Source organism: Bacteroides reticulotermitis JCM 10512, assembly GCF_000517545.1.
Taxonomy (GTDB): Bacteria; Bacteroidota; Bacteroidia; order Bacteroidales; family Bacteroidaceae; genus Bacteroides; species Bacteroides reticulotermitis.
Genome location: NZ_BAIV01000001.1, coordinates 1 through 23,951, shown reverse-complemented (window position 1 = coordinate 23,951; position 23,951 = coordinate 1). Strand labels below are relative to the sequence as shown.

Here is a 23,951-nt window from a genome sequence, read left to right as displayed (position 1 = left end):
GAGTGCAAATGCACGTATCTTTTTCAATAAAGATGTATTTATCGTAAACATAATCGTAAAATTTATTATTTAAACCAAATCCAAACTAAGTTACATACATACCCGCTACTACATTCAAAAATAATATAGACTACGTGATTTCTACCTAAATCCACTCCATCCAGATTAAGTGTAGTGTCTATTGTCCGGTAATTACTCCAGTTTCCAGTACCTGCCACATCAAATGTCGCAACAGTGGGGCCATTGTCTTTGTCATCCAAACGAATATAAGCTTTACCGCCATTACTAGCTGAAGAATAGCGCAAAGAAACGGTTGTATACTTCTGCATATATAACGGATTACTATCATATCCCATCCAAGTTCCGTTTCCTAAACGGTTGGCTTGCTTTTCAAAGACAGGTTCCTCCGTATCCTTACTATTTTCCGTTCCGGCATTTCCCGTCGTAAAATAAGCTGCACCAATACAAGATTCCGACTTCTTCACAGGTTTGAATCCAATCCATACCAAGTTACATGCATAGCCTCCTGAATTTTGGAAAACTAAATAGACTGTATGCTTCTTTGAAAGATCAACACCTGTCAAATCTAATGCAGTTGTTTCAATCGTTTTATAATTGGTCCAGTTACCTGTACTCGTTATATCAAATTCTGCAACCGTCGGTCCATTTTCCCTATCATCTAACCGTACATAAACCTTGCTTCCATTATTAGGTGAAGAATAACGCAAAGCAATTGAACCACAGTTCATCAAATCAACCTGGTAATTATCATATCCCATCCATGAGCCGTTAGTCATGCGATTTGCCTGTTTTTCAAAAACCGGTTGCTCGGTATCTTTACTGTTTTCCGTACCAACTCCACTTCCCTGGTTAAAATCAGCAGCTGGAATATAGAAAGTTTCAACACCTTCTTGGACTACACGGACCACTAGAGAAGAAACCGTACCAAATCCATCCTTGGCTATAGCTGAAATTGTAGTAGTTCCATAAGCAAGAGGAGTAATCGTACGCGTAGCTTCATCAAAACTAATGATACTTTCATCTTCAACCTTCCATTCCAGTTCTTTTTGGTCAGCTGTTTCAGGTATATAAACCGGTTCCATTAATGATATAGTCTCATCCATGAAAAGATTTATTAATTTCGTTCCTAAATCAATATCCGTAACTGGTACAAAATTAACAGCAACAATTGCTTCTATTCTCAAATTACTTCCATCTACAGTACTAGCACTGATAATTGTCTTACCATCACCTGTTATTTTCAGATAACCAGTTTCCGATATTGTGGCCACACCTGGTTCGCTGCTCTCCCATTTTACAGTCTTATCTGTTGCATAAGTAGGTAATACAGTCACTTTTAGCTGCATTTCATCACCCGGGTTCGCGATAATAATCCGTTCATTTCCATCCCATGCAAGACTTTTGACCATTGCCGGTTTATCGAACGAATCAACCAATGTAGTTTTTAATTGTGCACGGACAATGCCATCAGGATAATTTCGAGTACGAACAGTCAGATAAACCTTACCTTCTTTTAATACTCTTACTTCATCAGGCAGCAACGCCAAATATCCACTTAATGAGATGCGTTGAGAATCATTACTCTCATAACCGGATTTAGTAATAATGCCTTTCATTTTGGTTCCAGTTTTTCCATTCTCCGCCGGACCACAAAATTCTATTGCTGTCACTTCGTCTCCTTCATTGTCCTCCCACAGATTTTCCATTTTCAAAGTACCTGTAAGTGAATTCGTCGGTTCATCATAAAGAGCCGTAAAATGCATTGTAGCTTTTGATGAACAGGAGTGGGCACTACTTGTGTGCCATCCCCCACGCCTTCTACCCAGTAAGCTGCTCCATTAGTACTTTCCAAATCTTCAGCCTGACAAGCTACTAACAAGATCATGCCAAACATCCATACAATTGATTGTATATATCTTTTCATAATATTATTTTATCTAATTAATTATACTGGATTTTGAATCATCTGCGGCATCTTCACTATTTCTACACGTGGTATCGGCCATACATATGTACGTTCATCAAATGTATAACGACGTACTTCTATTGAATAAGAAGTAAACGTACCATCTGTTTTCTTTCTCCACTCAATGCCATGTTTAAACCCACTTAAATATTTAGTGCCTTCTTTCCAACGCCGAATGTCATTATAGCGATGATTACCTTCAAGTGCCAACTCAACCCGGCGCTCCTGATAGATAGCTTCCCGCATTTCATCCTGTGTCATATTAGCCTTCAAGCCATACAGTCCATCTGTTCCCGATTTAATTCCGGCACGTCGCCGAATAGAAATCAACCACCCGTAAACTTCTTCATCCGGAGCCGGCAATATCTCATTCAACGCTTCTGCTGCTCCTAACACAAATTCTGCGTAACGCATTAAAGGATAACTACGAGATGAAACAAGACTACCATTGCTAACGACTTCATAATTACACATTTTCATACCATAATAGCCTGTAGTAGTTGCATAATTAGCATATAAGGCATCACGTTTTGCTCCTGCATTTTCTTCATCTGTGGTATAAGAATCACTTACAAACGTATAAACAGGTTTGAATTTATTATCTTTACCATCCTTACGCATAGCCCCATTATAAAGAATCGTGTAATAAAAACGAGGATCCCGTTTTTCATAAGGCTTATCAGGATTATATAATGGTCCTCACCTACAGCCTTCCCATTCTCTGTACCAAAAGCATCAGCCAGTTCTTGAAAAGGAAATAATAAGGGACTATTAGTAGAAGTAATCTCACTACGTCTGGAAGGAGGGTCAAATATTCCTTCCATTTCTTTATTACCTGCTTGGGGCAATGTCCAAATATACTCTTCATTCCATCGGCTCGTAAATATTTCATGAAAGCTCCACCCCGGGTATTCCAAGTTTGTTTTTCCGTCAACCAAAGCATACCCGTATTCCGGCTTCATAATCTCACGAATAGCTGCTAAAGCATCTTCCCAACGTTCTTTTTTATATTCCGGATAAGAAATTAATGCAATCTGCTCTGCCGTAGCCCCTGCTATATTTCCTCCACCGTTATATAACTTACTTGCCGCCATCAACAAAATACGAGCTTTTAAAGCTAAAGCAGCCCCTTTAGTAGCACGCCCCAATTGTCCGGGATCAGCAATATACGTATAACCTGCATCTGTAGTACCTGTCACCCGATAATCAACAGGAAGTAAACGAGCCGCCTCATGCAATTCACTTATCATATAATCAACAGTTGAAGCAAAAGTCGCACGTGGTTCCTCTATTTTTTCATCCACACGATATACTTTGTCATATACCAGAGGAAGACCACCCCAAAATTGCCATAATCGATAATAGCACCATGCACGCAAGAAATGCACTTCTCCCTTCAAACGCATTTTTAATGCTGCGGAAATTGGGGTGCGTTCAATATTCTGTAAGAAAATGTTCGCTCTACGAAGTTTTTGATAAACAGACACCCACTCTGTATTAGCAGCGCCAACAGAACTAGCCGCTCCATTTGTAAGTTGAAGACACCAACCAAATCTGGTACCTCCATCAGCTTCATCAGAAGCCGGAGCCATATTTCCTCCCATCAGTCCAATATTTCCATTTCGTTCATCGCCATAATAGATAGCGTTTACGAAGTTGCAGGTTTTCAGACTATCCGAGAATGTCGTTTCCAAGTTATCCTTATCCTGTACTTTCTGGTCTAAAAAGCCTCCTTCACATGAAGAAATCGTTCCCGCCAGAATTATAAAACAGAATAAGTATCTCAATATATTAATTGTTTTCATACTTAGCTAAAATTAAAATGATAATTGAGCACCAAAATTGAAATTTATTGTATTCGGATAAGTACGTCCGAATGAACAACCAATTTCAGCATCTTGCTGGTATTTATTGATATTACTAATTGTAAACAGGTTGAATCCAGTAGCATACAACCGACAACCTTTAATTATAATATTTTTAAACCACTGTTCAGGCATCTGCCAGCTTAACTCTGCGGATTTCAAACGAACATAATAAGCATCTTTCAACCAATAATCCGACATTGAAGTTCCCCAAGACATTATGTTACGATCACCACTTCCCCCCATTACCGAAAGGCGAGGATATTCCTGGCTTTCATTCGCCGGAGTATAACGATCCATGTGCATTGCCCGATAATTACCTCCTCCAAGCATTCCTAAATAAACAGAATAATCCGTAGCTCCTTGGAAAAGCAAGTTTAGACTCACCCCTTTATAACCGAAACTTAATCCTAAACCATAAGTTGTGGTAGGCAAATTTGGCTTATCAGCATACGTTTTATCCGCTTCCGTTATTACTCCATCGCCATCCATATCCACAAATTTAATATTACCCGGTTGTGGAATTCCGGCATTATCAAAGTTTGTTTTTGCAACACCCTCTTTTAAAATACCTTTTTCAACATCAACAAAATCATTAACAGTCAGTAAACCATCGGTCTTGTAATATAGACCTACACCAATTGGACGACCTGTTTGAGCTTGCCAAGGATAATTGGGAGATTCTGATATATATATAATTTTATTTTTAGCATACGAAATGGTAGCTGTAATCCCATATGTAAATCCTTTCTTTGTATCACGCCAACTGATACTTCCATCCACACCCCTATTTTCTGTTTCTCCATTATTTACAGCTGGTACTGATTGTCCCATTAATGCAGAAGTTCCATTCTGTGCTATCAGTTGATCATAACGATAATTATAGAAATAGTCAGCAGTTAAACGAAGACGAGACTTGAACATATTTATCTCCAAACCAATATCTGTCTTACGCTCCTTTTCCCAAGTTACATATGGATTAACTAAAGCTCTTTCAAACTGCATAGTTCCCGATTGTCCTAACCCTGAAGTCACTCCAAAATCAGGTCCTCCTCCACTACTAGAGTATTCTTGTTCCGTTACAGGCTTGTTTACTTTATTATCAGTACCTACCAAACCATATGAGCCTCGCACTTTGAATAAGTCAATATTAGGAAAGAGTTTCTTAAAGAAAGATTCTTCTGCCAGATTCCACCCTATTGATATCGCTGGAAAAATACCATAACGTTCTCCTTTTTGAAACATATCATTACCATTACGCGCAACATTGAACTCAACCATATAGCGCTGTTTAAAATCATATCCGACACGCCCCGTCAACCCAATATAATTTCGTGGAAGTGCTCCTCCGGAAACATAACTCCGGCGGTTGTATAATAACAAACCATATACGTGATGAGCATCAATAAAAGTACGATCATAAGCTCCGGAAAACATCAAAGTAGTTGTAGATGTATAACCTCCTACCCCTGTACGCTGACTGTAAGTTCCATATTGTGCATATTGTCCGTTACGTGGTGAGTAAGTACCAGTTTCCGAATCATAATAAAATGCAGGAAGCTGTTTATCAGCGTCACGACTAAGCCTCTGCTCTCTTCCCAAGTTCCAGCATACGAATACAAAGCTTTTACAGATAACCCTTGGGTAATGGCACTTAAATCTTGGTTTACATCAATTACAATATTAAAGTCATTTTTATTTTTACGAGTATAACCTGTATTAGCTAAAATCGAATTTAATGCCACAGTATTTTTACCTCCCTTATAACTTGCATAGGAATAGCTTCCATCCGGATTTCTAAGTGGCATGAAAGGAGCTAACCTTTCATAACTATCCAACTCATCAGTTATATTCGTTTTATTAGGTTGATTCCGCATTTCAAAACGACCATTCATGTCAAAACGGATTTTAGTCGTTTTCGTAGGCATAATGTCTAGATTTGTACGGAAATTAGTTCGATTATATTTATAATTCGTATTCACATCATCATAACCATCAGTAGGTTTCTGATCTTTAATCATACCAGACTGATTATATACTCCAAAAGAAACAAAATACTTCACTACATTTGTACCACCGCTTACATCTATATTAGCCCGTTGGGCAGTCGTCGTCCTGTTTAATAATTCTTTAGTCCAATTAGTATTCGCATGGCCATAAGGATCATTTCCATTCCGAAATAGGAATAAATCATTCTCATCAAATTGGATTTCAGGTGGTGTACTTGTGCCATGAGCATCATTAACCAACGCCTCATTACGTAACAAGGCTGAAGTATACGAATCATAATAATGCGGCATACGAATAATACTTTGTACTCCGAAATCACCACTAACATTAATCGAAGGTTTACCTAATTTTCCACGACGAGTCGTTATAACCAATACTCCGTTTGCCCCTCGAATACCATAGATAGCTGTCGTTGAAGCATCTTTTAATATAGTGACCGTTTCTATCTCGTTTACATCCAATTGTTGTACTTGATCATAAGTATATTCAATATCATCTACTATAATCAATGGTTGTGAGTCTCCATTTAGCGAATTTACACCACGAATATAAAAATCATTTTGATCCCATTCTCCACCACCACCGGGTTGACCTGAACGTTGTTGAGAGAAAAATCCCGGTAAACGCCCCACTAATGCATTTTGAATACTAGAAGTCGGTATCTGACGAATATCTTTAGCACTAATAGCACTGGTAGCGCCCGTTGCAGTAATCTTCTTTTGAGTAGCATAACCTACTACCACAACTTCATCAATACCTTTCACATCTTCTTGAAGTACAATTTTTATATTACTCTGCTTCGTTATATCCACTTTAGAAGAGATATAACCAACAAAACTAACTTCCAAATACTTGGCTTCCGGACTGACATTTAATCGGAAATGACCATTTATATCAACAATTGTACCATTCTTATTATTACCGACTTCAGCAACAGTAGCACCAATCATAGGCTCATTGTTACTGTCAAGTACTACTCCCTGAACCGTACGATTCTGAGCAAAAGCCTTCACAGTACCCAATAAAGCACATATTATTAGAATTATTATTTTAGATTTCATATTTTATATCTTTAGGCATTAATATCCTGGGTTCTGTTCCAAATTACCATTAGTCAGAATTTCATCCCTTTTAAACGGATATAGATTCATCGAATTATTATCAAAGTATGGGGTAGCCACCACTTTTAAAGTATATACAAAATTCGAACCTGCATCGCGGGTAATAGTAACCCCATGCAACTTCACACTTTGGTCCGTACTTCCATAAACTTTATGAGCTATTTTCCAACGCCGAATATCAAAATAACGTTGTTCTTCAAAAGCTAACTCTACGCGTCGTTCGTGTTGTATAGCTTCACGCATCTGCGCCTGATTGAGATCATCTTTTAATACAGGCATACTTACCCGCTTGCGTACAAGATCCACATAAGTTTTTGCCAAATCACGATTCGTCTTACTATCCTGAGCTTCATTTATTGCTTCAGCATACATCAAGTAAACATCAGCTAAACGGATATAATTCCAAACCGGGTTACAACTAGGAAAGGCGCTTCCTTTCTGCCCTTGATCATTTGGCAAAAATTTCCTCATATAGTACCCTGTTACCGTTTTAATCCCATTGTTTTCCATCGTGATATCCTTTCCACCTTCATAAGTGTCTACCGTTTCACTACGCCATTTCATTCCGTTATAAAAAACAGTTTGTTCCAAACGAGGATCACGATCATTATAGGGATTAGCACGATGAACGGGGTTATTCCAATCAAAAGGTTCTCCTGTACTTTTCATTTCAAAAGCATCCACCAATTCCTGTGTAGGACTAATCCTTCCTTCTGCCTGGGTTTTATCTGCAAAAAAACCAACCGGATACCAATAACTTGCAAAACGATTATGATCACTCCCTGTATTCCGACTAAAGATCACTTCTTTATTTGAACGATGGTTAATTGCTACCAATGTTTGTCGATCTGGTTCTAATTGAAAAGCAGACTCTCCTCCTCCAATTGGATTTCCCTGGTTATCTAATTGATAAGCCTTCAAATCAATTACAGCTTTCGCTGCTTCAGCCGCATTTCCCCATTTAGACAAATCATTAGAAGGATTATGCAATGGCTGGCCGCCAATAATAAAATCTTCGCTTTCAAAGCCAATACAGCTCCCGTACGAACACGCCCAAAGAAGGGATCGGACGTCCCTGTCTTTTGAGAAACAGGAAGTTCTGTACGAACCATATCCTTAATATCGTCTAATTCATCTACCATGTATTTCACACATTCATCAAACGTATTTCTAGGCAACTGGAGATTATCATTCAAAGTAAATACTTGATCCCCTATCAAAGGAACTCCTCCATAGCGTTGGAGAAGAGTCCAATAAAAAAAGACACGCAAAAACCTAGACTCCCCTACTAACCAAGTCATCAGCTCTTTATCTCTCCAATTTACCCGTTGATAATTATTAATAAAAATATTTGCTTTTCGAATTCCTTCATAGGCAGCATTAAAACAATCATCATATGTATCAACCGGAGAATAACCATTTCTTATAATTTGCCACTGTCCGACACCAATAGCAGAAGGTACCGCATCATCAGAAACAACTTCAAGCAACAACTTAGGATCTCCACTGGGAAAACGATCCTGCAAACAACCATAAATACCAGTGACCCAAAGTTGAGCATTAGCACCTTCAGGATCTGTAGGGTCAAAGATATTGTCTAAGTCTGCAATCTCCCTCGGTTCATCTTCCAAACCGATATCCATACAGGAAGATAACAATGACAAACCTGCAAACATGAATAAATATTTGATTAAATGTCTCATAATATATAAGATTTTAAAGTTTGATGCTAACACCGAAATTCACAGTTCTCAAAGTTGGATACGTACTACCATAAGCCTCCGGATCCATATCGTCCCGCCAATCATTTAATGGAGTAAATGTCAACAGATTCAATCCATTCACAAAGAAACGTACAGACGGAATACCAATATGACGAGTCAATACTGTTGGCAATGTATAGCCAATTTCCACATTCTTTAAACGTAAATAACTAGAGTTCTTCAACCAAAAAGTAGAAGCACGATAATTATTAGTGTTATTCAATGAAACACGAGGTAATTTAGCATTTGGATTATCTTCCGTCCAACGATCAAGATTATGCACAAAAGCATTGCCTTGACCATTATTTTGAAATGGCTGTTCAAATCCGCCATACATCCGAGTGACACGATTTGCAACTCCTTGAAGCAAAAAACTTGCATCCAATCCTTTCCAACTGAATCCAGCCGTCAAGCCATAATAGATATCAGGTTTCGTACTCCCTATATAACTCTCATCCAAAGCATTTATCACTCCATCATTATTCAAATCTTTATAACGGATATCCCCCGGACGAACTTCAGAACGATTACCATAAACTGCCACATTCGGATCATTTATCTCATCATAATTTTGGAAAAATCCTATAGCTGTCAACCCTTTTTCCCCTAATTCTTTCTGTGTTCTACCGGTTTGGGATAACCAAGCATACTCTTGCGGCAATTCATCAATATAAACCGATTTAGTCTGTACTAAAGAAAGATTTGCGTTAACGAAATAGTTAAAGCTGTTAATATGATTCTGATACAATGCAGAAAAATCAAAGCCATAATAATTTGTTTTATTCAGATTTTCTTTAGGGAAACTTCCACCTAAAAGACCAGAACTTCCTCCACGAGTTCCAATGAGGTCAAAATATTTATTCTTAAAATATTCAGCCGTTATAGTCAGAGTATTATCCCAGAATCCCAAATCTAACCCAAGATTAAATTTATCTGCTTTTTCTGCATGTATGAAAGGATTAGCAATACCATCTTCTTTTCCTCCTTGTTCACGACTTCCATTTTGCCCCCAACTATACATATCATTCTGATTAGCAATATATTTCTGAATATAAGAGAAATAACCTGTCTGATCATTTATTTGTGCTGTTCGTCCATAAGTGGCACGCAATTTCAACTGACTTAACCAAGACAGATTATTTGAGATGAACGACTCATTCGCCATATTATATGCCAATCCAAATGCATAAACGGGCATATAACGCTGATCTTTAGCTACCCAATTATATCCAGAATAGCCACCTGCTATTTCAGCATAATAACGTTGATCATAATTATATGACACACGTCCGACATAATCTGCATACCGTTCCGGCAAACGACCATCATATACATTTCTTCTTTGAAAATAAATACGAGAGGTTGATTGAGAACTAGCCAGAGCCAGGGCATTTAGATTATGCTGTCCAAAACTACGATCATATCCGACAGCAGCTTTTAAATAAACAACATGATAGCTGTCTTTCGCATCACCTTCCTCTTTCTGATTAGTAATACTACCGTATTGGACTCCTGTTTGATAATCGAATGCCATCAAAGATTTTGTTCGATCAGTGGTATAACTTCCTAAAGAATTATAGGATCCAAGAACATTCACCCATAAACCTGGAGTCAATATATCCAATTTTTGTTTCAATGAAACATCAATACTCATGGCACGATAGCTTGTGAAACTGTATCCTGAAGCCACTGTCTGCGCTAGTAAGTTATTTTCTTTTATATTACTATTACCTGCATATTCTCCTTTACGAGTATAAACAGGATAAGCATTATTAGGTGTTGACGCCAAAGCTGTAAAAAGAGTACTTGGGCTAGCACCACCTTGGTTGTTTTTCTGAAAACGCCCCATTAAATTCACCTGTAAAAAAGTTGAAGAAGTTAAATCTACTCCTGCATTAGCTCGGGCTATATAACGCTCCATTTTAGTATTGCTATTATATTTACGTTCTGTATCCCTTTTAAACAAGCCATTATCCGCCAAATAATCCAAATCAACAAAATAGCGCACTGTTTTTGCTGTTCCCTGAGCATTGAAATTTATCCGGCTACGAGTAGAAATAGGATTCAAAATTTGATCATACCAATCTACATTAGGATGAGTATAAGGATTAGTACCATTGCGATAGGCTTCAATATCCAAAGCATCGTATTTAGGAGTATATCCTGATAAATTTTGTCCCAAATCATTACGTTCTGCTTCATTGTATAGTTCTGCATATGATGCCGCATCCAAAACATTCGGTAATTTTAGAGGAGTTGAAATAGCCGTTTGTGCTGTAAAAGATAAACGTGGAGCACCACTTTGTCCTTTCTTTGTAGTAATCATGATAACTCCATCTGATGAACGTTGTCCTAACATAACAGTAGAAAGAGCATCTTTCAAAACTGTTATACTTTCTATTTGTTCTGGATCTATCGAAGTATACATACGTTCTATTCCATCTATCAAGACCCTCTGCCCACGTCCACGAACATTGTATTTCACATCTCCATTCGGATCCCCGCCTTGTGTCATAACATTCAAACCTGCAACACGCCCTGCAAGTCCTTCCATTAATACAGTAGAAGGAGAGACATTCAATTGTTTACCTGTCACTTCTGAATATGATTGTACTATATCCTCTATACTTTGTTCACCGTGCAAAATATTGACTTGACGCTTAGCAGCAGTAACTAAAATACTATCATTGGTTGGAAGTTTTGTACCATCAAATGCAAAATATCGATCATCTAACTGAATAGTAAACTTTTCTTTTCCATTATAACGCGCCGTTGAATAATAATAATGAGGATGAAAGAACGTAAGTTCTTCATTAAGCACTCCTGAAATAGAAAATTCGCCTTTTTCATTTGTCAGCACAGACTGTTGTTTCCCTTTAACCTGTACACAGACTCCGCTAAGTGGCTTACCATTGCTATCTGCCACCTTACCCTTGATAATTCCCGTCTGAGAATATACCATAGAAGCGGATAGCAACATCACAGATAAAGCAAAATGCTTACAGCAATGATTGATTCTAAACCGTTTTTTATTCATAATGTTATTATTAAAATTAAACAAAAGTATTTTGTTACTATTTTTTTGTTATCCAAAGAGGTAAAATGGATCTTAGTGCTTATCACTTACAAATATTGTTCATCATAGTAAATTAATGCTTGTCCATAGTATTATCTCTTCTCGCGGAAACGACACAAATATAAACGAATGCTACAATAAACACAGGGACGTTTAGTCACAAGAATAGGTATATTTTGTAACACACCGTCCAGGACACACCAGGGACGCATTAATACCTAAAAATCCAATGGAAAACACTTAAAAAGCGTTCGACTTTTTAAGTGTTTTTTCCCAAAAAACAATCTTTTCACCCATTATATCTTTTCCTGTCTTATTACTATACACAATCTTTCAGAAAGACACGCATCATTTTTCTAGATGTCAACAAATGATTCTCTACCGTTTTATAACTAACAGATAATTCTGATGCGATATCAGCAATAGACATATTTTTATAAAAGCTCATTATATATACATTACGACGTTTCAAAGGGAATGAAGCTATCTTACGATTTATATGATAAAGCAAATCACTATACAAAACAGCTTCTTCTGTATTATAGGTTTGCGAGGTTACACTACTAACCGTATCATAAATATATGAAGTTATTTCTTGTTTCTTATAATAACGACGAAGATTATCCGTAATCAAATTAAATGCTATCGTAAATAGAAAAGATTTCACCGTATCTTCGCGTATCAACTCCTTATAATCCAACATACGGACAAAGACATCTTGCGCAATATCTTCTGCTTCATAAGTATGCGGAATACGAGCTGCGACAAAACGTGTCACTTGCAAGAAATACATCTGATAATATTTATCAAAATTCTCCGTTGTTTTATTAGTCTGTCTATCCATAGCATTTTCTCTTTTAGCAATATGTCGCAAAGATAAAGCAGTAAGAGATAAGCTATTGGTATGTTTAGTCACAGGAATAGGGATAATTGGTAACAATATACAAAGCACAGCTTTACAAAAAAGGATATAGTCCTTCTTTTGTTACATTATAACCCTATCAACTTTATTCTTCTTTATCTGTATATTGTGAAGGAGTCACCCCAAACATCTCTTTAAAATACTTCGTAAAATATTTGGGGGTATTAAATCCTACCCTATCTGCTACTTCTGAAACAGATAATTGCCCTTTGACTAAAAGTTGGGCAGCCCGTTTTAAACGAATACTACGAATAAATTCCGTTGGAGTCTGTCCTGTTATTGATTGCAGTTTACGATAAAGATTCATACGGTGCATGCCTACATCCGAACTTAAATCTTCTACCGAATATTCCGGATTATCCATATTTCTTTCAACACACTCCAATGCTTTCTGTACCAATTTCTCATCTAAAGACGTTATTGTTATGTCACTGGGGTTAACTTCTATAGTACGATGAAACTCTTCTTTCCTTCGTTCCTGTTGTTCTACCAATTTCCGTATACGCAATAATAACATATCAAAATTAAACGGCTTTGATATGTATTCATCAGCACCAGCCTCATAGCCACTCATTCGACTCTCATCTGAAGTACGCGCAGTAAGCAATATTATCGGAATATGAGAAGTCTGAATATTTGTCTTAATACGACGGCATAATTCCAATCCATCAACTTTGGGCATCATAATATCAGTAATTATCAAATCAACGGAATTATCTAAAGCCTTTTTTTCACCAACTTCACCATCAGGAGCGTCAATTACCCGAAAATACCCACTTAATTGTTCCACCATAAAATGCCTGAATTCATTATTATCTTCTACAACAAGCAAAGTTGGCTTATCAGAAACAGACATTTTTTCTTTCCGCGAATCTATAACCAAAACATTTTCATTCTCGGTAAATACATCTGCCTCTTTTTCATTCCTTAAATCCATTGGAAGAAAAATGGTAAATGTAGTGCCTTCTCCCATCTTGCTTATCACTTTTATATGACCATGATGTAAAGCAACATATTCTTTTATTAAATGAAGCCCTATTCCGCTACCTAGACTACCTTCTTTCCGTTTATCCGTCACTTGATAAAAACGATCAAAAATATGTGGCAAATCTTTCTCCGGAATACCAATCCCCGTGTCAGAAACAGAAAGCATCAATACCTCCTCCCCATCTTCCGTGCGTTTATCTAAATTAAGCCATATACTTCCTCCTTGCGGAGTAAATTTAAAAGCATTAGATAATATATTATTTATAATCTTATGTACCTTATCTTTATCAAAGTACATGTATAAATTCTCAAAAGAAGTCTTCCAATTCAAGTTAATCATTTTATTTGCAGACATCTCTGCAAAAGAATGACAAATACCTTCAACAAACTCCACCATATCACCGTGCGTAAGTTGTAACTCTTCACCCTTCATCTCCAATTTTCTAAAATCGAGCAATTGATTTACTAAAGCAAGCAACTCTTGAGCATTATGATACACGGAAGCCAGTTGCTTCTGTAATACTTCATCATTCAATTTTTTTATAATAGTTTCAAGTGGCGTTATTATTAAAGTCAAAGGAGTACGAAATTCATGACTGATATTTGTAAAAAAGCGGTATTTCATTTGATCTAATTCTTCCTTTTGCTGAAGTATTAACTTCCTTTTATTACGTTTAGTTACATACCAAATTATTCCCAGAATAGCAGCTATAAACAAGAAGAAATACACTATATATGCATATATTGTCGCCCAAAAAGGAGGCGAAATTACAAAAGTTATTTCGCCAGCCTGATCTCCCCATAACTTATCATTATTAGCTGAATAAACACGAAAAGTATAAGTTCCTGGAGCCAATCCTGTATAAGTAACACGCCCCAAACCATCTTTAGCCATCACCTCCGTCCAATCACGATCAAATCCTTGCAATATATATTTATAATAAGTTTGCTGAGGATTGACGTAATTCAAACCAGAAAATTCAAGTGTAATAAAATTTTCATCATACCTCAAAAAGACTCTGTCTGTTTGGTTAATCGGTTTCTTTAAAATAAATCTTCCATGAAAAGCTTCATCTTCTTTAATCGTAGTATTAAAGAGTTTCAAAGTAGAAAAATAAATATTATTATGACTTTTATTATAAATTATTTTAGAAGGGTCAAAGATATTTAATCCACGAGTTCCACCCAAATAAATAGTCCCATTATCAGCTTTGATAGCGGAACGTTCATAGAACTCCCCTCCTTGCAAACCATCATTAAAAGTGAAATTCATAAACGAGTAATGAAAAGCCGAATTTTCATCTTGAATGGTCACCCGGCAAACTCCATTTGCAGTAGCAATCCAAACATCACCTGCATTATCTTCGACAATACCTTGAATCGTATTATTAGGTAAACCATCTTCCATATAAAAAGTATCTAATTTTTTATATTTCGTATTCCAGATATTCAATCCATCTTGTGTACCATACCAAGTAATTCCCCTACTATCTCTATAAATACAATTATACTTTTTATTACTATGCTTAAAACGAGGATCATCAGGAGCGTCTATTTCAGGAATCCAAACACGATCTGTTTCCGGATAATAATAATAAAGGCCAATGCCCGAAGACATTACCATAGAACGTTGTTCACCAATAGAAATACTCGTAACCAACTTGTATGCATCTATTTCCGGATGTTCCTGAGATAGTAAACGAATACTTCCATCATTAGGATTAAAACGCCCAATTCCTCCATAAACACTAATCCACATCTGCCCTTTTTCATCTTCAAACATAGCTCGTACACTATTGTAATTAGGCATAGAACGAGCATCCATGTTTTTATATTTATAAGAACGTACAGTATGACCTGTAATACAATATACCCCTCCCAAAAAAGTTCCAAGCCAAATACGTCCATGCCTGTCACGATAAAGATTCATACATAATTCATTAGCCAATTCAGGATATGCTAATTCTACAGTCCTTGTCTGTGGAAAATAGCGATATAGACCTTTAGTTGTACCCAACAAAATACTTCCTCCGACATCCTCCAACATACATTTTATATTTTCATCCGGCAAATCTATTGATCTTTTATTTACCAAATCAAACTTTTGCATACTTTCATGATAATAACATACACCTTGGTTAAATAAACCAATCCACACTCCATCATTAGGATCCACCAAGATAGAACTAATATCATTATGAATGGTCTCACCTGTAACCAACGGAATACCATATAAATGTATTACAGAAGCTACTCCGGGCTCTACAATACGTAAACCAGATTTTGACGAACCAATCCAAATCCTCCCTTTTTTATCTATGTCCATTGAAGTCAACAAATCATCAGGAGAAAGTTGAATATCCAAATCTTTCCACTCTCCCGTCTTCCTATTACAATAAGATACTCCTCTATCATATAATACCCACATCACGTTGTCAGAGGTACTTTTTATCGTCAATCGTCTAGGTTGTTTCTTTATGCGTCCAATTAGATACTCATCCTCTTTAACAAAACATCCCTTTTTCATATCCCAGCATTGCAGATACCCACTTTTCAAAGCAATCCAACAAGAATCATTTTGCTGCAGTACCTCACAAGGAACGCCATGTTTACGTATTAAATCATCGTTTCCGTCAATAACTTGTATCAAATCCTGCGTTTTAATACAATAATAAAACAAAAAGTTAGCCTCTGTCAAACACCAATAATTACCGGATGCATCAACAAAGAAATCTTTCAGCGTAGTTTCTATACCCCAAGAACGAAAAATAGCAGACAAATTGTTAACAAATTGATTATGTTTCAAATCCAACAAGGACAAATTATGTTCTTCTATCATCCAAAGCCTGCTTTGGGTATCAAAGTATTCTTTATGAACTCCTGGATATTTCCAATTATAAGTATCACGAACATTATGACGGAGATAGGTAAAATTAGCACCGTTATAGAAATTAATCAAAGCTGTAGTACGAATACTTAGTAAACCATCTGGAGTCATACTTAAACTACGAACCTGATTATCAGACAACCCATTTGTAACATCGATATGACGAAATACATATTGGGCATATATACTCATTGCTCCTGAAATCATCCATAGCAATAAAAATACTTTCAGCTTCTGCATATTTGTAATTTATCTATATTGCGAATATACGTATAATAATGATAAGCACACAAAGTTCTTCAAACAAAATTTGACTGAACAATATTGTTCTATAAAATCGTCGTACATCTCTATTATCGGTATTTCGGAAAAGTTTTTTCTTCTATTCGTTTCAACCTTAACAAAGCTTCAATATAGTAATAGTCCGCATAAATGATGGAGGCATTTATTTCCGAACCAGCTGGTAAATGTCCGGTAGAATGAAGTAGGAATGACGGTTTGCCATTTCTACTTTGGTAATTGGCGGAACTCAGTTCTTTAAGCATTTTTACTGCGGCATTTTTATAGTGTGTTTTTTTTTCTTCTGTCACATAAGTAGATAATTCTAGCAAGGCGGAAGCTACCACACAGGCAGCCGAAGCGTCACGGGGTGCGTTAGGAATAGCAGGGTCATTGAAATCCCAATATGGAATATAATCATTCGGTAATCTTCTCAAATAGGTATCTGCGACTTGTTGCACAAACTCCAAATACTTGAAATCTTTAGTTTCACGGTAAACCATTGTATAACCATATATAGCCCATGCTTGCCCTCTTGCCCACATACTGTCATCCGAATACCCTTGATGTGTACCACCACGAAGAAACTTTCCTGTTAACGTATCATAAACAACAACATGATAGGAAGTATAATCTGGTCTGAAAGCGTGTTTCATGGTTTTATCCGCATGTTCTACTGCAAAATCAAACAAATAAGGATTTCCGTCATTTTTTGCTGCCCAAAACAGTATCTCAAGATTCATCATATTATCCATAATAGTATTATATCCTCCCAACATTCCAACATTGCGTGGCCAAGAAAGAAAGGTTCCTACTTGAGGCTGAAAAAGGGTCGCTAATGTATCCGCAGCATTCAATATGATTTTTTTGTACTCCTCGTTTCTTGTCAATCGATATGCATTACCATAACTGCAAAAAATGAGGAATCCCAGATCATGGTCGAATGCCGACATCTCAGATATGGATTTTAAAGAGGCTGTAAATCTTTCCGCTTCTTTCTTGATTTCAGTATTATGTGTGTATTCATAGTCATACCATAAAATACCAGGCCAAAAACCACCGCACCATTCTTCTCTATTTATTTTTCTGGAATGCCACGTATGCAAACTATCTTCTATATTACGTGGCATCATAGTATAATCTATTTCCCCTTTACCGGCTGCTCTCAACTCATTCAAGGTTCTATGCACCTGCGTATCGCAGTAATTAAGTGCTTTATCCACATCAAAATTATCTCCAGCTGTACAGGAAACAAACAAACTCAAAGTCATGCAACTCAATAAATTCTTTATATTCATTTTTATACTTTTGATTCTTTACTATTATCATTCAGTAATAGTACGATGCAGGTTTAAAATCCCCCTAAGATAAAAGAGACTTGTACGTTAGTAAATAGAAATAATGATTATCAAAAACATGATTTACGCCTACGTGTTTTTTAATTCAATATTATGTTCCTAAAATAGATATACCTAGTTGGACATCTTTAGGAGTACACTATTCATTGTATTCTTTACCCCCTTCCGATTATTACATGTTTTTTGTTTATTGTATTTGGGGATAGTGGACATTTTCCTATTCCCCAAACAGTTAAATATCCTGTTTTTTTTTCGATAGACTGATTCACCTTTAAAAATATACAAGTAAATGACAACCAATCAGCAAGCATGGTTTGTGGCAGTGTCAACATAAGTCGTGTTCTTATAATATCAACATAAGATTATTATTTTTAATGTATGTCTTTCCGTTTTCATGCGACTTCGGAGTATATTCTGAGAGGAATGGTTGGCGGCAAGATGCCGTTAAACCGTTCCGTTTTCGTTTAACGAAAACACAACTTGCTGTCCCCTCTACGGGGACAACGTTTTTAAGTAGAACTGTAGATTGCCCCGACTGGTGCCTCCCTCCCGATGGCAACCTCTCCCGATTTCGGTCTGCTTCTTCAGGAAAGTTGGCGTTTTTTACCAATATTCCGGAGGCGGAATAGGCTGTAGCTTCCTGTAATAGTAGAGCATTCTACGATTATCCGACACATCAGATGGCTTCTTTTTCGTGATAATTGAATATTCAGAGAACTGAATATTTTGATAATCGGATAATCCGAATACTATTATATCTGTAGTCTCTTGGAATGTTACACAGTGACAACTGAATAATTGGCGTTTTGGATATTGCTATATTTGTATAATGGATAAGCAATTATAAAAGGCTACAATTATAATAGGCTGTTATTATACATTCCCCATCAGAGAGAAAGTTCCTTGAGCCTGCTGCCGTCCAGCCGGTGAACGGATACCGTACCGTCACAGTAAATAGCGAATGTTGGCATGTTCCCGTCCTTCGGGAAAGTGATGGAGCCGGTATTGCAGACCGCTGTATGCTCAGTCCGTTCAAGTTTCCACCGGTGGGTGTGACCATAAAAAAGACAATCGAACCTTCCCTTCGGCAGTCTGTCCTCATTGTAGATATGTCCGTGGGTGAGAAAGAAACGTTTTCCATTATCCACCAACAGGGTGTAATCGGACAGGATGGGAAAGTCCAGCAGCATCTGGTCCACCTCCGAATCACAGTTTCCACGGATGGCGACAATCTCACCGGCCATCGCATTGAGACGTTCTGCGATCTTTCGGGTCAAGTCCTTGAGGTATCCCGTTCCGGGGACCATAATTCAGGATATCTCCCAAAATACAAAGCATTCCGCATTGCTGCTCCCTGTAAAATGCCAGCACTTGTTCCAGTGCCGGTAACGAGCCATGTATGTCGGACACAATCAGGTATTTCATCATAATCTATTCGTTACGGGTTAAGTTTTCAATGCACAAAAATAAGCATAATTATCTAATCTCCCTAACCGGGGAAACGATGAGAAAAAAAGACAGGTTCCCTGAACTGTAGATTGCTGTATTGCTGTCCTTGTAGATTGCTGCAATGTTATAATCGGATACATAAAATAAGGGTATTTAGCCTTAGCTAAACTAAGCTAACAGTCTGACAATAAGGCTTCTAATACTATGACATGTGGGTTTATTATGCTACCTTAGTGGTATAATAATAAAGGATAAAAAGCTATGAACGAACAAGTTAGAAATATCTTAGAACAGAGTACCACCAAGACGAGCAAGATTGAGCAGCTGCTCCGTCTGGGCCTGATGCGCAGGGAAATTGCCGATTTGGTGACACGTGGCAACTATGGTTTTGTATATAATGTTGAGAAGAAAATGCTTGAAAGAGAAGGTGGAGTCTTGCTGAACAGGGCAGCACCACCCTGATGGATTACACCTTCACCCACAAGTTCGGTATTGAGATTGAAGCCTATAACTGTAATATGGAAAGACTGGCACGCGAATTGAGGGAGGCCGGTATCCATGTTGCCGTTGAGGGTTATAACCACACGACCAGGGATCATTGGAAGCTGGTGACGGACAGCAGCCTGCAGGGAAATAATACTTTCGAGCTGGTCAGCCCGATACTGGTGGGTGAGAATGGCCTGAAAGAGCTGGAAACGGTATGCTGGGTGCTTGACATCTGTAATGCAAAAGTGAATGACAGTTGCGGGTTCCATGTCCATATGGATGCGGCTGGTTTCAATCTGGACACCTGGAAGAATCTGACTTTGACCTACAAGCATCTCGAACACCTGATTGATGCCTTTATGCCAAGGACACGCCGGAACAATACCTACTGCAAAACCCTCTCCGGTGTTTCCGACGAGAGAATCAAATCGGTAAGGACGATAGACGGCCTGCGGGAGGTCTTTAATAATGACCGATACCACAAGGTCAATTTTGAGGCTTATTCTAGGCACCGGACCGTTGAGTTCCGCCAGCATTCCGGTACGACCAATTTCACAAAGATGGAGAATTGGATCCGGTTCTTGAACGGATTAATTACCTTTGCGAAAAGATCCAGCCTTCCCAGCCGGATGACATTGGAGGAGTTACCCTTCCTGGACGGGAAACAGAAATTATTTTTTAAACTTAGAACTAAAAAGTTAGCGGTATGATACAGACTTATCATTTGCTGGATGGCGGTCAGATAACCGCCGCCAGCCCGGAAGAGTTCGTCCGGCTGCTCCGTGAGGGGAGCCGGTTCGACTATGATTGCACGGATCAGGAGTATATGGAGAACTTTGCCCGGCGTTACGGGGAGCTGCATGGCGTGTCAGTTGCCACCGATACCCCTGAACATTTCCTGACGGACTTGCAAGCCGCCGGTTACGTCCGGTAACCGGTATCGCTCCTTTATTATTAGTCCCTGCTTCAAAGATGAGGCAGGGATTTTTCTTTTTTCATTGCAACCTTTCCTGTCTGCCTGACGGCGTTTCCTCCTGTCAATTCCTGACTATCCATGACTATCCGTGACAGGGTATTTCATCTTTTCCCGGCATTCCTTTCTTTTGCAGTGTAGAACGATATACAATTATAAGCATTACAGTTTTACAGCATTATATTTTTATCTGATTATATAAAGAAAGCGTATGAAAAAAGAACCGTTATTAATTGCCTTTGCCAGCCAGAAAGGAGGAGTCGGAAAGTCTGCCTTCACAGTTCTGGTGGCCAGTATCCTTCACTACCAGAAAGGTTTGAAGGTGGGTGTCGTGGATTGCGACTCCCCCCAGCACAGCATCTCCCGGATGCGTGACCGGGACATAGAAAGCGTGCAGGAAAGTGATTTTCTCAAAGTGGCCCTCTACCGGCAGCATGAACAAATCCGGAAACGTTCCTATCCGGTAATCAAAAGCAATCCGGAGAAAGCGATAGAAGACCTGTACCGCTACATCGAAGAGCAGGATGCCGTCTTTGATGTCGTACTGTTCGACCTTCCGGGAACCTCCGCAGCGAAGGGGTTGTCCATACCATTTCCGCAATAGATTACATTTTCATCCCCCTAAAGGCCGATAATGTCGTCATGCAGAGTTCCCTCCAGTTTGCCGAGGTGGTGGAGGAAGAACTGATTGCCAGGCACAACTGTAACCTGAAAGGCATCTATCTTTTCTGGAACATGGTCGACAAGCGTGAACGGACAGAAAGCTACGAGTCCTGGAACCGTGTCATACAAAAAGCGGAGTTACACCTGCTGGAGTCACGGATACCGGATACCAAACGCTATAACAAGGAGTTGAGCTCCCTGAAGAACAGTATCTTCCGTTCCACACTGTTCCCTCCCGACAACCGCCAGATAAAAGGTTCGGGTCTCTGTGAACTGATAGAGGAGTTATGTGCCGTAACACATCTGGATGCCTCCCATACCTTATAATAAAAGGAATTATGGACAGCGGAAAAAAGAAATTTGACCCTCGGAGCATTGATGAGAAGGCCATATTGGATATTGTCGCCAGGAAAGGGACGATACGACCGGACTCCCCTGCAACGAGTGTATCCCCTAAGCCGGAGGATACGGCAGAGGAGATTGCCGGGAGTAGCGAAGCTCCGGTCTTTACCACCGGGGAAATCGACGCTTACAGGGCATCCTTCCTGAATACGGTCAGGACCAAATCCCGTAAATCATTGCATATCGATGCCGACCTGCATCGCCGCATCTCTTCCTTGGTATGGGCGGTGGGACGTGGCGAGGTGACCGTAGCCGGTTTTGTAAACCAGGTGCTGGCACATCATTTCGAAGAGAACGGCGGATTGATAAACGCTGTGCTGGAGAAGTATTACCAATCACTAAAATCATAAGGACATGGAATACCTTTTTATTATCCTGTTCATCTATGCCTCTTACCTGAGCATTGAAAAGTATGTGCATACAGGCAGCATTTTCACATGGAGAGGCAGAAAGGACAAGAAGGAACGTCGGACTGCACCTGCCGCCATCCATCCGGCAATTGCTCCGTCTCAGGCGGGAATAATAGGCAAAAGCCGATACCAAATGCGACATTCACTGACAATAGATGACAATAGCGGACAGCCTGAATCAGGCATAGAAAAGAGTGATACCTTTACTCCCGAAAAGAAAACAGAGCCGGTTCTCCGAGTACACGAACCCCTTGATAAGAATACGAAATTCCCGGAAGTTCCGGCTCTTTTTCAAAAACTGAATTATCCTGAAATTGATTATATGCAGGAGCCCTCTCCTTCTTCCGGTGAAGAAAAAGAGGAGATTCCCGAACGCTACGAGATTACGGGATACGTACAGCGGAGCAATCCCCACCGGGCAACCGGTGTCACCTTTGACGATATGGATATGATTGAGAAAGCAATGGCATCGGACGAACTTACGGAAGCGGAACAGGAACAGGCCCGGCAGACTTTCCAAAAGCTGGAAGGCACGAACATGGAAAGGGTACTGCAGGCGAGCGTCTTGGGAAGCAGCGATAAACTGAAACGCTATATGCGTTTGTATGTAGACCGGGGTGAACCCCATTTATTGACTGGAAAGAATAGGGACGACATTCTCCGGGAATTTGATATTACGGAGCATGTGCCCCAATAAAATAGAACAAGTAAGGAATATGAGACAGTATTATGATTCCGGTTGATCCGGGTGCAGCGAGTTTTAAAACAGAATGTATAACCTAAAAAGACGAAAAAGCATGATAGATTTCTTTGACTCCGGTTGATCCGGGCAGGACGGGTTCTTGAAACGTAGTGTATAACCTGTTAAAAGGAAGATATAGATATATGAGAGGCTTCTATGATTCCGGTTGATCCTTACCCTTTACCGGAGCGAACATTAAAAGAGTGATTAACCCCTTAAAAACGGAGGTATCTATGATTGGTTACTATGACTCAGGTTGATCCTAAAAAGACATCGTGGTTGCAAGGACAAATCCGCAGGCAGGAAACTTCCTGCGGTTTGTTTGAAACAAGGTTTTTATTCACATTAAAAAATTAGATTGTATATGAAAAGACATTTTAAAAAGACGGTTGCTCTTATCGCATGAATAGCTGTTTCCACCTTGGGTGCCTATGCCGAAGGGGACGGAAGTGCCGGTATAACAAAGGCCACATCCATGCTTACCGGTTATTTTGACCCCGCCACCAAGTTGATATATGCGGCAGGGGCTATTGTGGGGCTGATAGGTGCCATTAAGGTATATTCGAAGTTC

General features: G+C 38.7%; 15 protein-coding genes and 4 pseudogenes. 6 read left to right on the top strand and 13 right to left on the bottom strand.

The annotated features are described in order from the left end of the window. Positions 1 to 65 precede the first annotated feature (65 nt). From JCM10512_RS00090 to yfcE, 13 genes and pseudogenes are all read right to left on the bottom strand, one after another. On the bottom strand, positions 66 to 1,727 hold the full coding sequence (locus JCM10512_RS00090; protein ID WP_044159201.1) for a carbohydrate-binding protein: 1,662 nt from the start codon (positions 1,725 to 1,727) through the stop codon (positions 66 to 68). A gap of 2 nt (positions 1,728 to 1,729) precedes the next feature. Next, a complete protein-coding gene (locus tag JCM10512_RS22290; protein WP_148298200.1) occupies positions 1,730 to 1,945 on the bottom strand; it encodes a hypothetical protein in 216 nt (71 codons plus the stop codon). 21 nt (positions 1,946 to 1,966) lie between these two features. Continuing rightward, positions 1,967 to 2,626 carry a RagB/SusD family nutrient uptake outer membrane protein gene (locus JCM10512_RS00080; protein WP_244436791.1) on the bottom strand — a complete coding sequence of 220 codons (660 nt, stop codon included), beginning with the start codon at positions 2,624 to 2,626 and terminating at the stop codon, positions 1,967 to 1,969. Then, entirely contained in the window at positions 2,557 to 3,792 is a 1,236-nt protein-coding gene (locus JCM10512_RS00075; protein WP_081741163.1) for a RagB/SusD family nutrient uptake outer membrane protein, read from the bottom strand. The genes JCM10512_RS00080 and JCM10512_RS00075 overlap by 70 nt, the downstream gene beginning before the upstream one ends. 12 nt (positions 3,793 to 3,804) lie before the next feature. After that, a complete protein-coding gene (locus JCM10512_RS24485) occupies positions 3,805 to 5,454 on the bottom strand; it encodes a SusC/RagA family TonB-linked outer membrane protein (RefSeq protein ID WP_158332157.1) in 1,650 nt (549 codons plus the stop codon). 17 nt (positions 5,455 to 5,471) lie between these two features. Beyond that, a pseudogene (locus JCM10512_RS24480) lies at positions 5,472 to 6,923 on the bottom strand (SusC/RagA family TonB-linked outer membrane protein); the annotation flags it as partial. A gap of 18 nt (positions 6,924 to 6,941) precedes the next feature. Then, a complete protein-coding gene (locus tag JCM10512_RS00065) occupies positions 6,942 to 7,952 on the bottom strand; it encodes a RagB/SusD family nutrient uptake outer membrane protein (protein ID WP_044159191.1) in 1,011 nt (336 codons plus the stop codon). Beyond that, on the bottom strand, positions 7,910 to 8,686 hold the full coding sequence (locus JCM10512_RS00060; RefSeq protein ID WP_081741159.1) for a RagB/SusD family nutrient uptake outer membrane protein: 777 nt from the start codon (positions 8,684 to 8,686) through the stop codon (positions 7,910 to 7,912). Before JCM10512_RS00060 ends, JCM10512_RS00065 begins: the two co-directional genes overlap by 43 nt. Before the next feature lie 13 nt (positions 8,687 to 8,699). Further along, positions 8,700 to 11,783, bottom strand: coding sequence for a SusC/RagA family TonB-linked outer membrane protein (locus tag JCM10512_RS00055; protein ID WP_044159185.1), 3,084 nt, complete (start codon positions 11,781 to 11,783; stop codon positions 8,700 to 8,702). 358 nt (positions 11,784 to 12,141) lie between these two features. Next, positions 12,142 to 12,666: a sigma-70 family RNA polymerase sigma factor gene (locus JCM10512_RS00050; RefSeq protein WP_044159183.1), complete on the bottom strand. Its 525-nt coding sequence runs from the start codon at positions 12,664 to 12,666 to the stop codon at positions 12,142 to 12,144. Between the two features lie 163 nt (positions 12,667 to 12,829). Further along, positions 12,830 to 16,858: a hybrid sensor histidine kinase/response regulator transcription factor gene (locus JCM10512_RS00045; RefSeq protein ID WP_044159179.1), complete on the bottom strand. Its 4,029-nt coding sequence runs from the start codon at positions 16,856 to 16,858 to the stop codon at positions 12,830 to 12,832. 113 nt (positions 16,859 to 16,971) lie between these two features. Next, positions 16,972 to 18,195, bottom strand: coding sequence for a glycoside hydrolase family 88 protein (locus JCM10512_RS00040; RefSeq protein WP_044159176.1), 1,224 nt, complete (start codon positions 18,193 to 18,195; stop codon positions 16,972 to 16,974). A gap of 947 nt (positions 18,196 to 19,142) precedes the next feature. Then, positions 19,143 to 19,680, bottom strand: a pseudogene (yfcE, locus tag JCM10512_RS00035) (phosphodiesterase). 285 nt (positions 19,681 to 19,965) lie between these two features. Here yfcE and JCM10512_RS00030 point away from each other — a divergent pair. The 6 genes and pseudogenes from JCM10512_RS00030 to JCM10512_RS00005 all read left to right on the top strand — a co-directional run. Beyond that, positions 19,966 to 20,900 (top strand): annotated as a pseudogene (locus JCM10512_RS00030) (amidoligase family protein). Then, the gene (locus JCM10512_RS00025; RefSeq protein WP_004309901.1) at positions 20,897 to 21,124 is read left to right on the top strand and encodes a hypothetical protein; all 228 of its coding nucleotides are present in this window, start codon (positions 20,897 to 20,899) and stop codon (positions 21,122 to 21,124) included. The pseudogene JCM10512_RS00030 and the gene JCM10512_RS00025 overlap by 4 nt, the downstream one beginning before the upstream one ends. Positions 21,125 to 21,374: 250 nt before the next feature. Beyond that, positions 21,375 to 22,153, top strand: a pseudogene (locus JCM10512_RS00020) (ParA family protein). Between the two features lie 11 nt (positions 22,154 to 22,164). Then, complete coding sequence (locus tag JCM10512_RS00015) at positions 22,165 to 22,578, top strand: DUF3408 domain-containing protein (protein WP_004309899.1); 414 nt, start codon at positions 22,165 to 22,167, stop codon at positions 22,576 to 22,578. A 4-nt stretch (positions 22,579 to 22,582) separates the two neighbouring features. Next, a complete protein-coding gene (locus JCM10512_RS00010) occupies positions 22,583 to 23,335 on the top strand; it encodes a hypothetical protein (RefSeq protein WP_004309898.1) in 753 nt (250 codons plus the stop codon). A 451-nt stretch (positions 23,336 to 23,786) separates the two neighbouring features. Continuing rightward, positions 23,787 to 23,951, top strand: a 165-nt coding sequence (locus JCM10512_RS00005) for a DUF4134 family protein (protein ID WP_148298218.1), incomplete at its 3' end; no start/stop codon positions are given.

What these genes read in the sequence shown, in the direction of transcription:
- JCM10512_RS00025 (WP_004309901.1), top strand. Translation starts at nt 20,897, where the DNA reads ATGATACAGACTTATCATTTGCTGGATGGCGGTCAGATAACCGCCGCC.
- JCM10512_RS22290 (WP_148298200.1), bottom strand. Translation starts at nt 1,945, where the DNA reads ATGAAAAGATATATACAATCAATTGTATGGATGTTTGGCATGATCTTG.
- JCM10512_RS00060 (WP_081741159.1), bottom strand. Translation starts at nt 8,686, where the DNA reads ATGAGACATTTAATCAAATATTTATTCATGTTTGCAGGTTTGTCATTG.
- JCM10512_RS00015 (WP_004309899.1), top strand. Translation starts at nt 22,165, where the DNA reads ATGGACAGCGGAAAAAAGAAATTTGACCCTCGGAGCATTGATGAGAAG.
- JCM10512_RS00050 (WP_044159183.1), bottom strand. Translation starts at nt 12,666, where the DNA reads ATGGATAGACAGACTAATAAAACAACGGAGAATTTTGATAAATATTAT.
- JCM10512_RS00090 (WP_044159201.1), bottom strand. Translation starts at nt 1,727, where the DNA reads ATGGAAAATCTGTGGGAGGACAATGAAGGAGACGAAGTGACAGCAATA.
- JCM10512_RS00040 (WP_044159176.1), bottom strand. Translation starts at nt 18,195, where the DNA reads ATGAATATAAAGAATTTATTGAGTTGCATGACTTTGAGTTTGTTTGTT.
- JCM10512_RS00045 (WP_044159179.1), bottom strand. Translation starts at nt 16,858, where the DNA reads ATGCAGAAGCTGAAAGTATTTTTATTGCTATGGATGATTTCAGGAGCA.
- JCM10512_RS00010 (WP_004309898.1), top strand. Translation starts at nt 22,583, where the DNA reads ATGGAATACCTTTTTATTATCCTGTTCATCTATGCCTCTTACCTGAGC.
- JCM10512_RS00055 (WP_044159185.1), bottom strand. Translation starts at nt 11,783, where the DNA reads ATGAATAAAAAACGGTTTAGAATCAATCATTGCTGTAAGCATTTTGCT.
- JCM10512_RS00075 (WP_081741163.1), bottom strand. Translation starts at nt 3,792, where the DNA reads ATGAAAACAATTAATATATTGAGATACTTATTCTGTTTTATAATTCTG.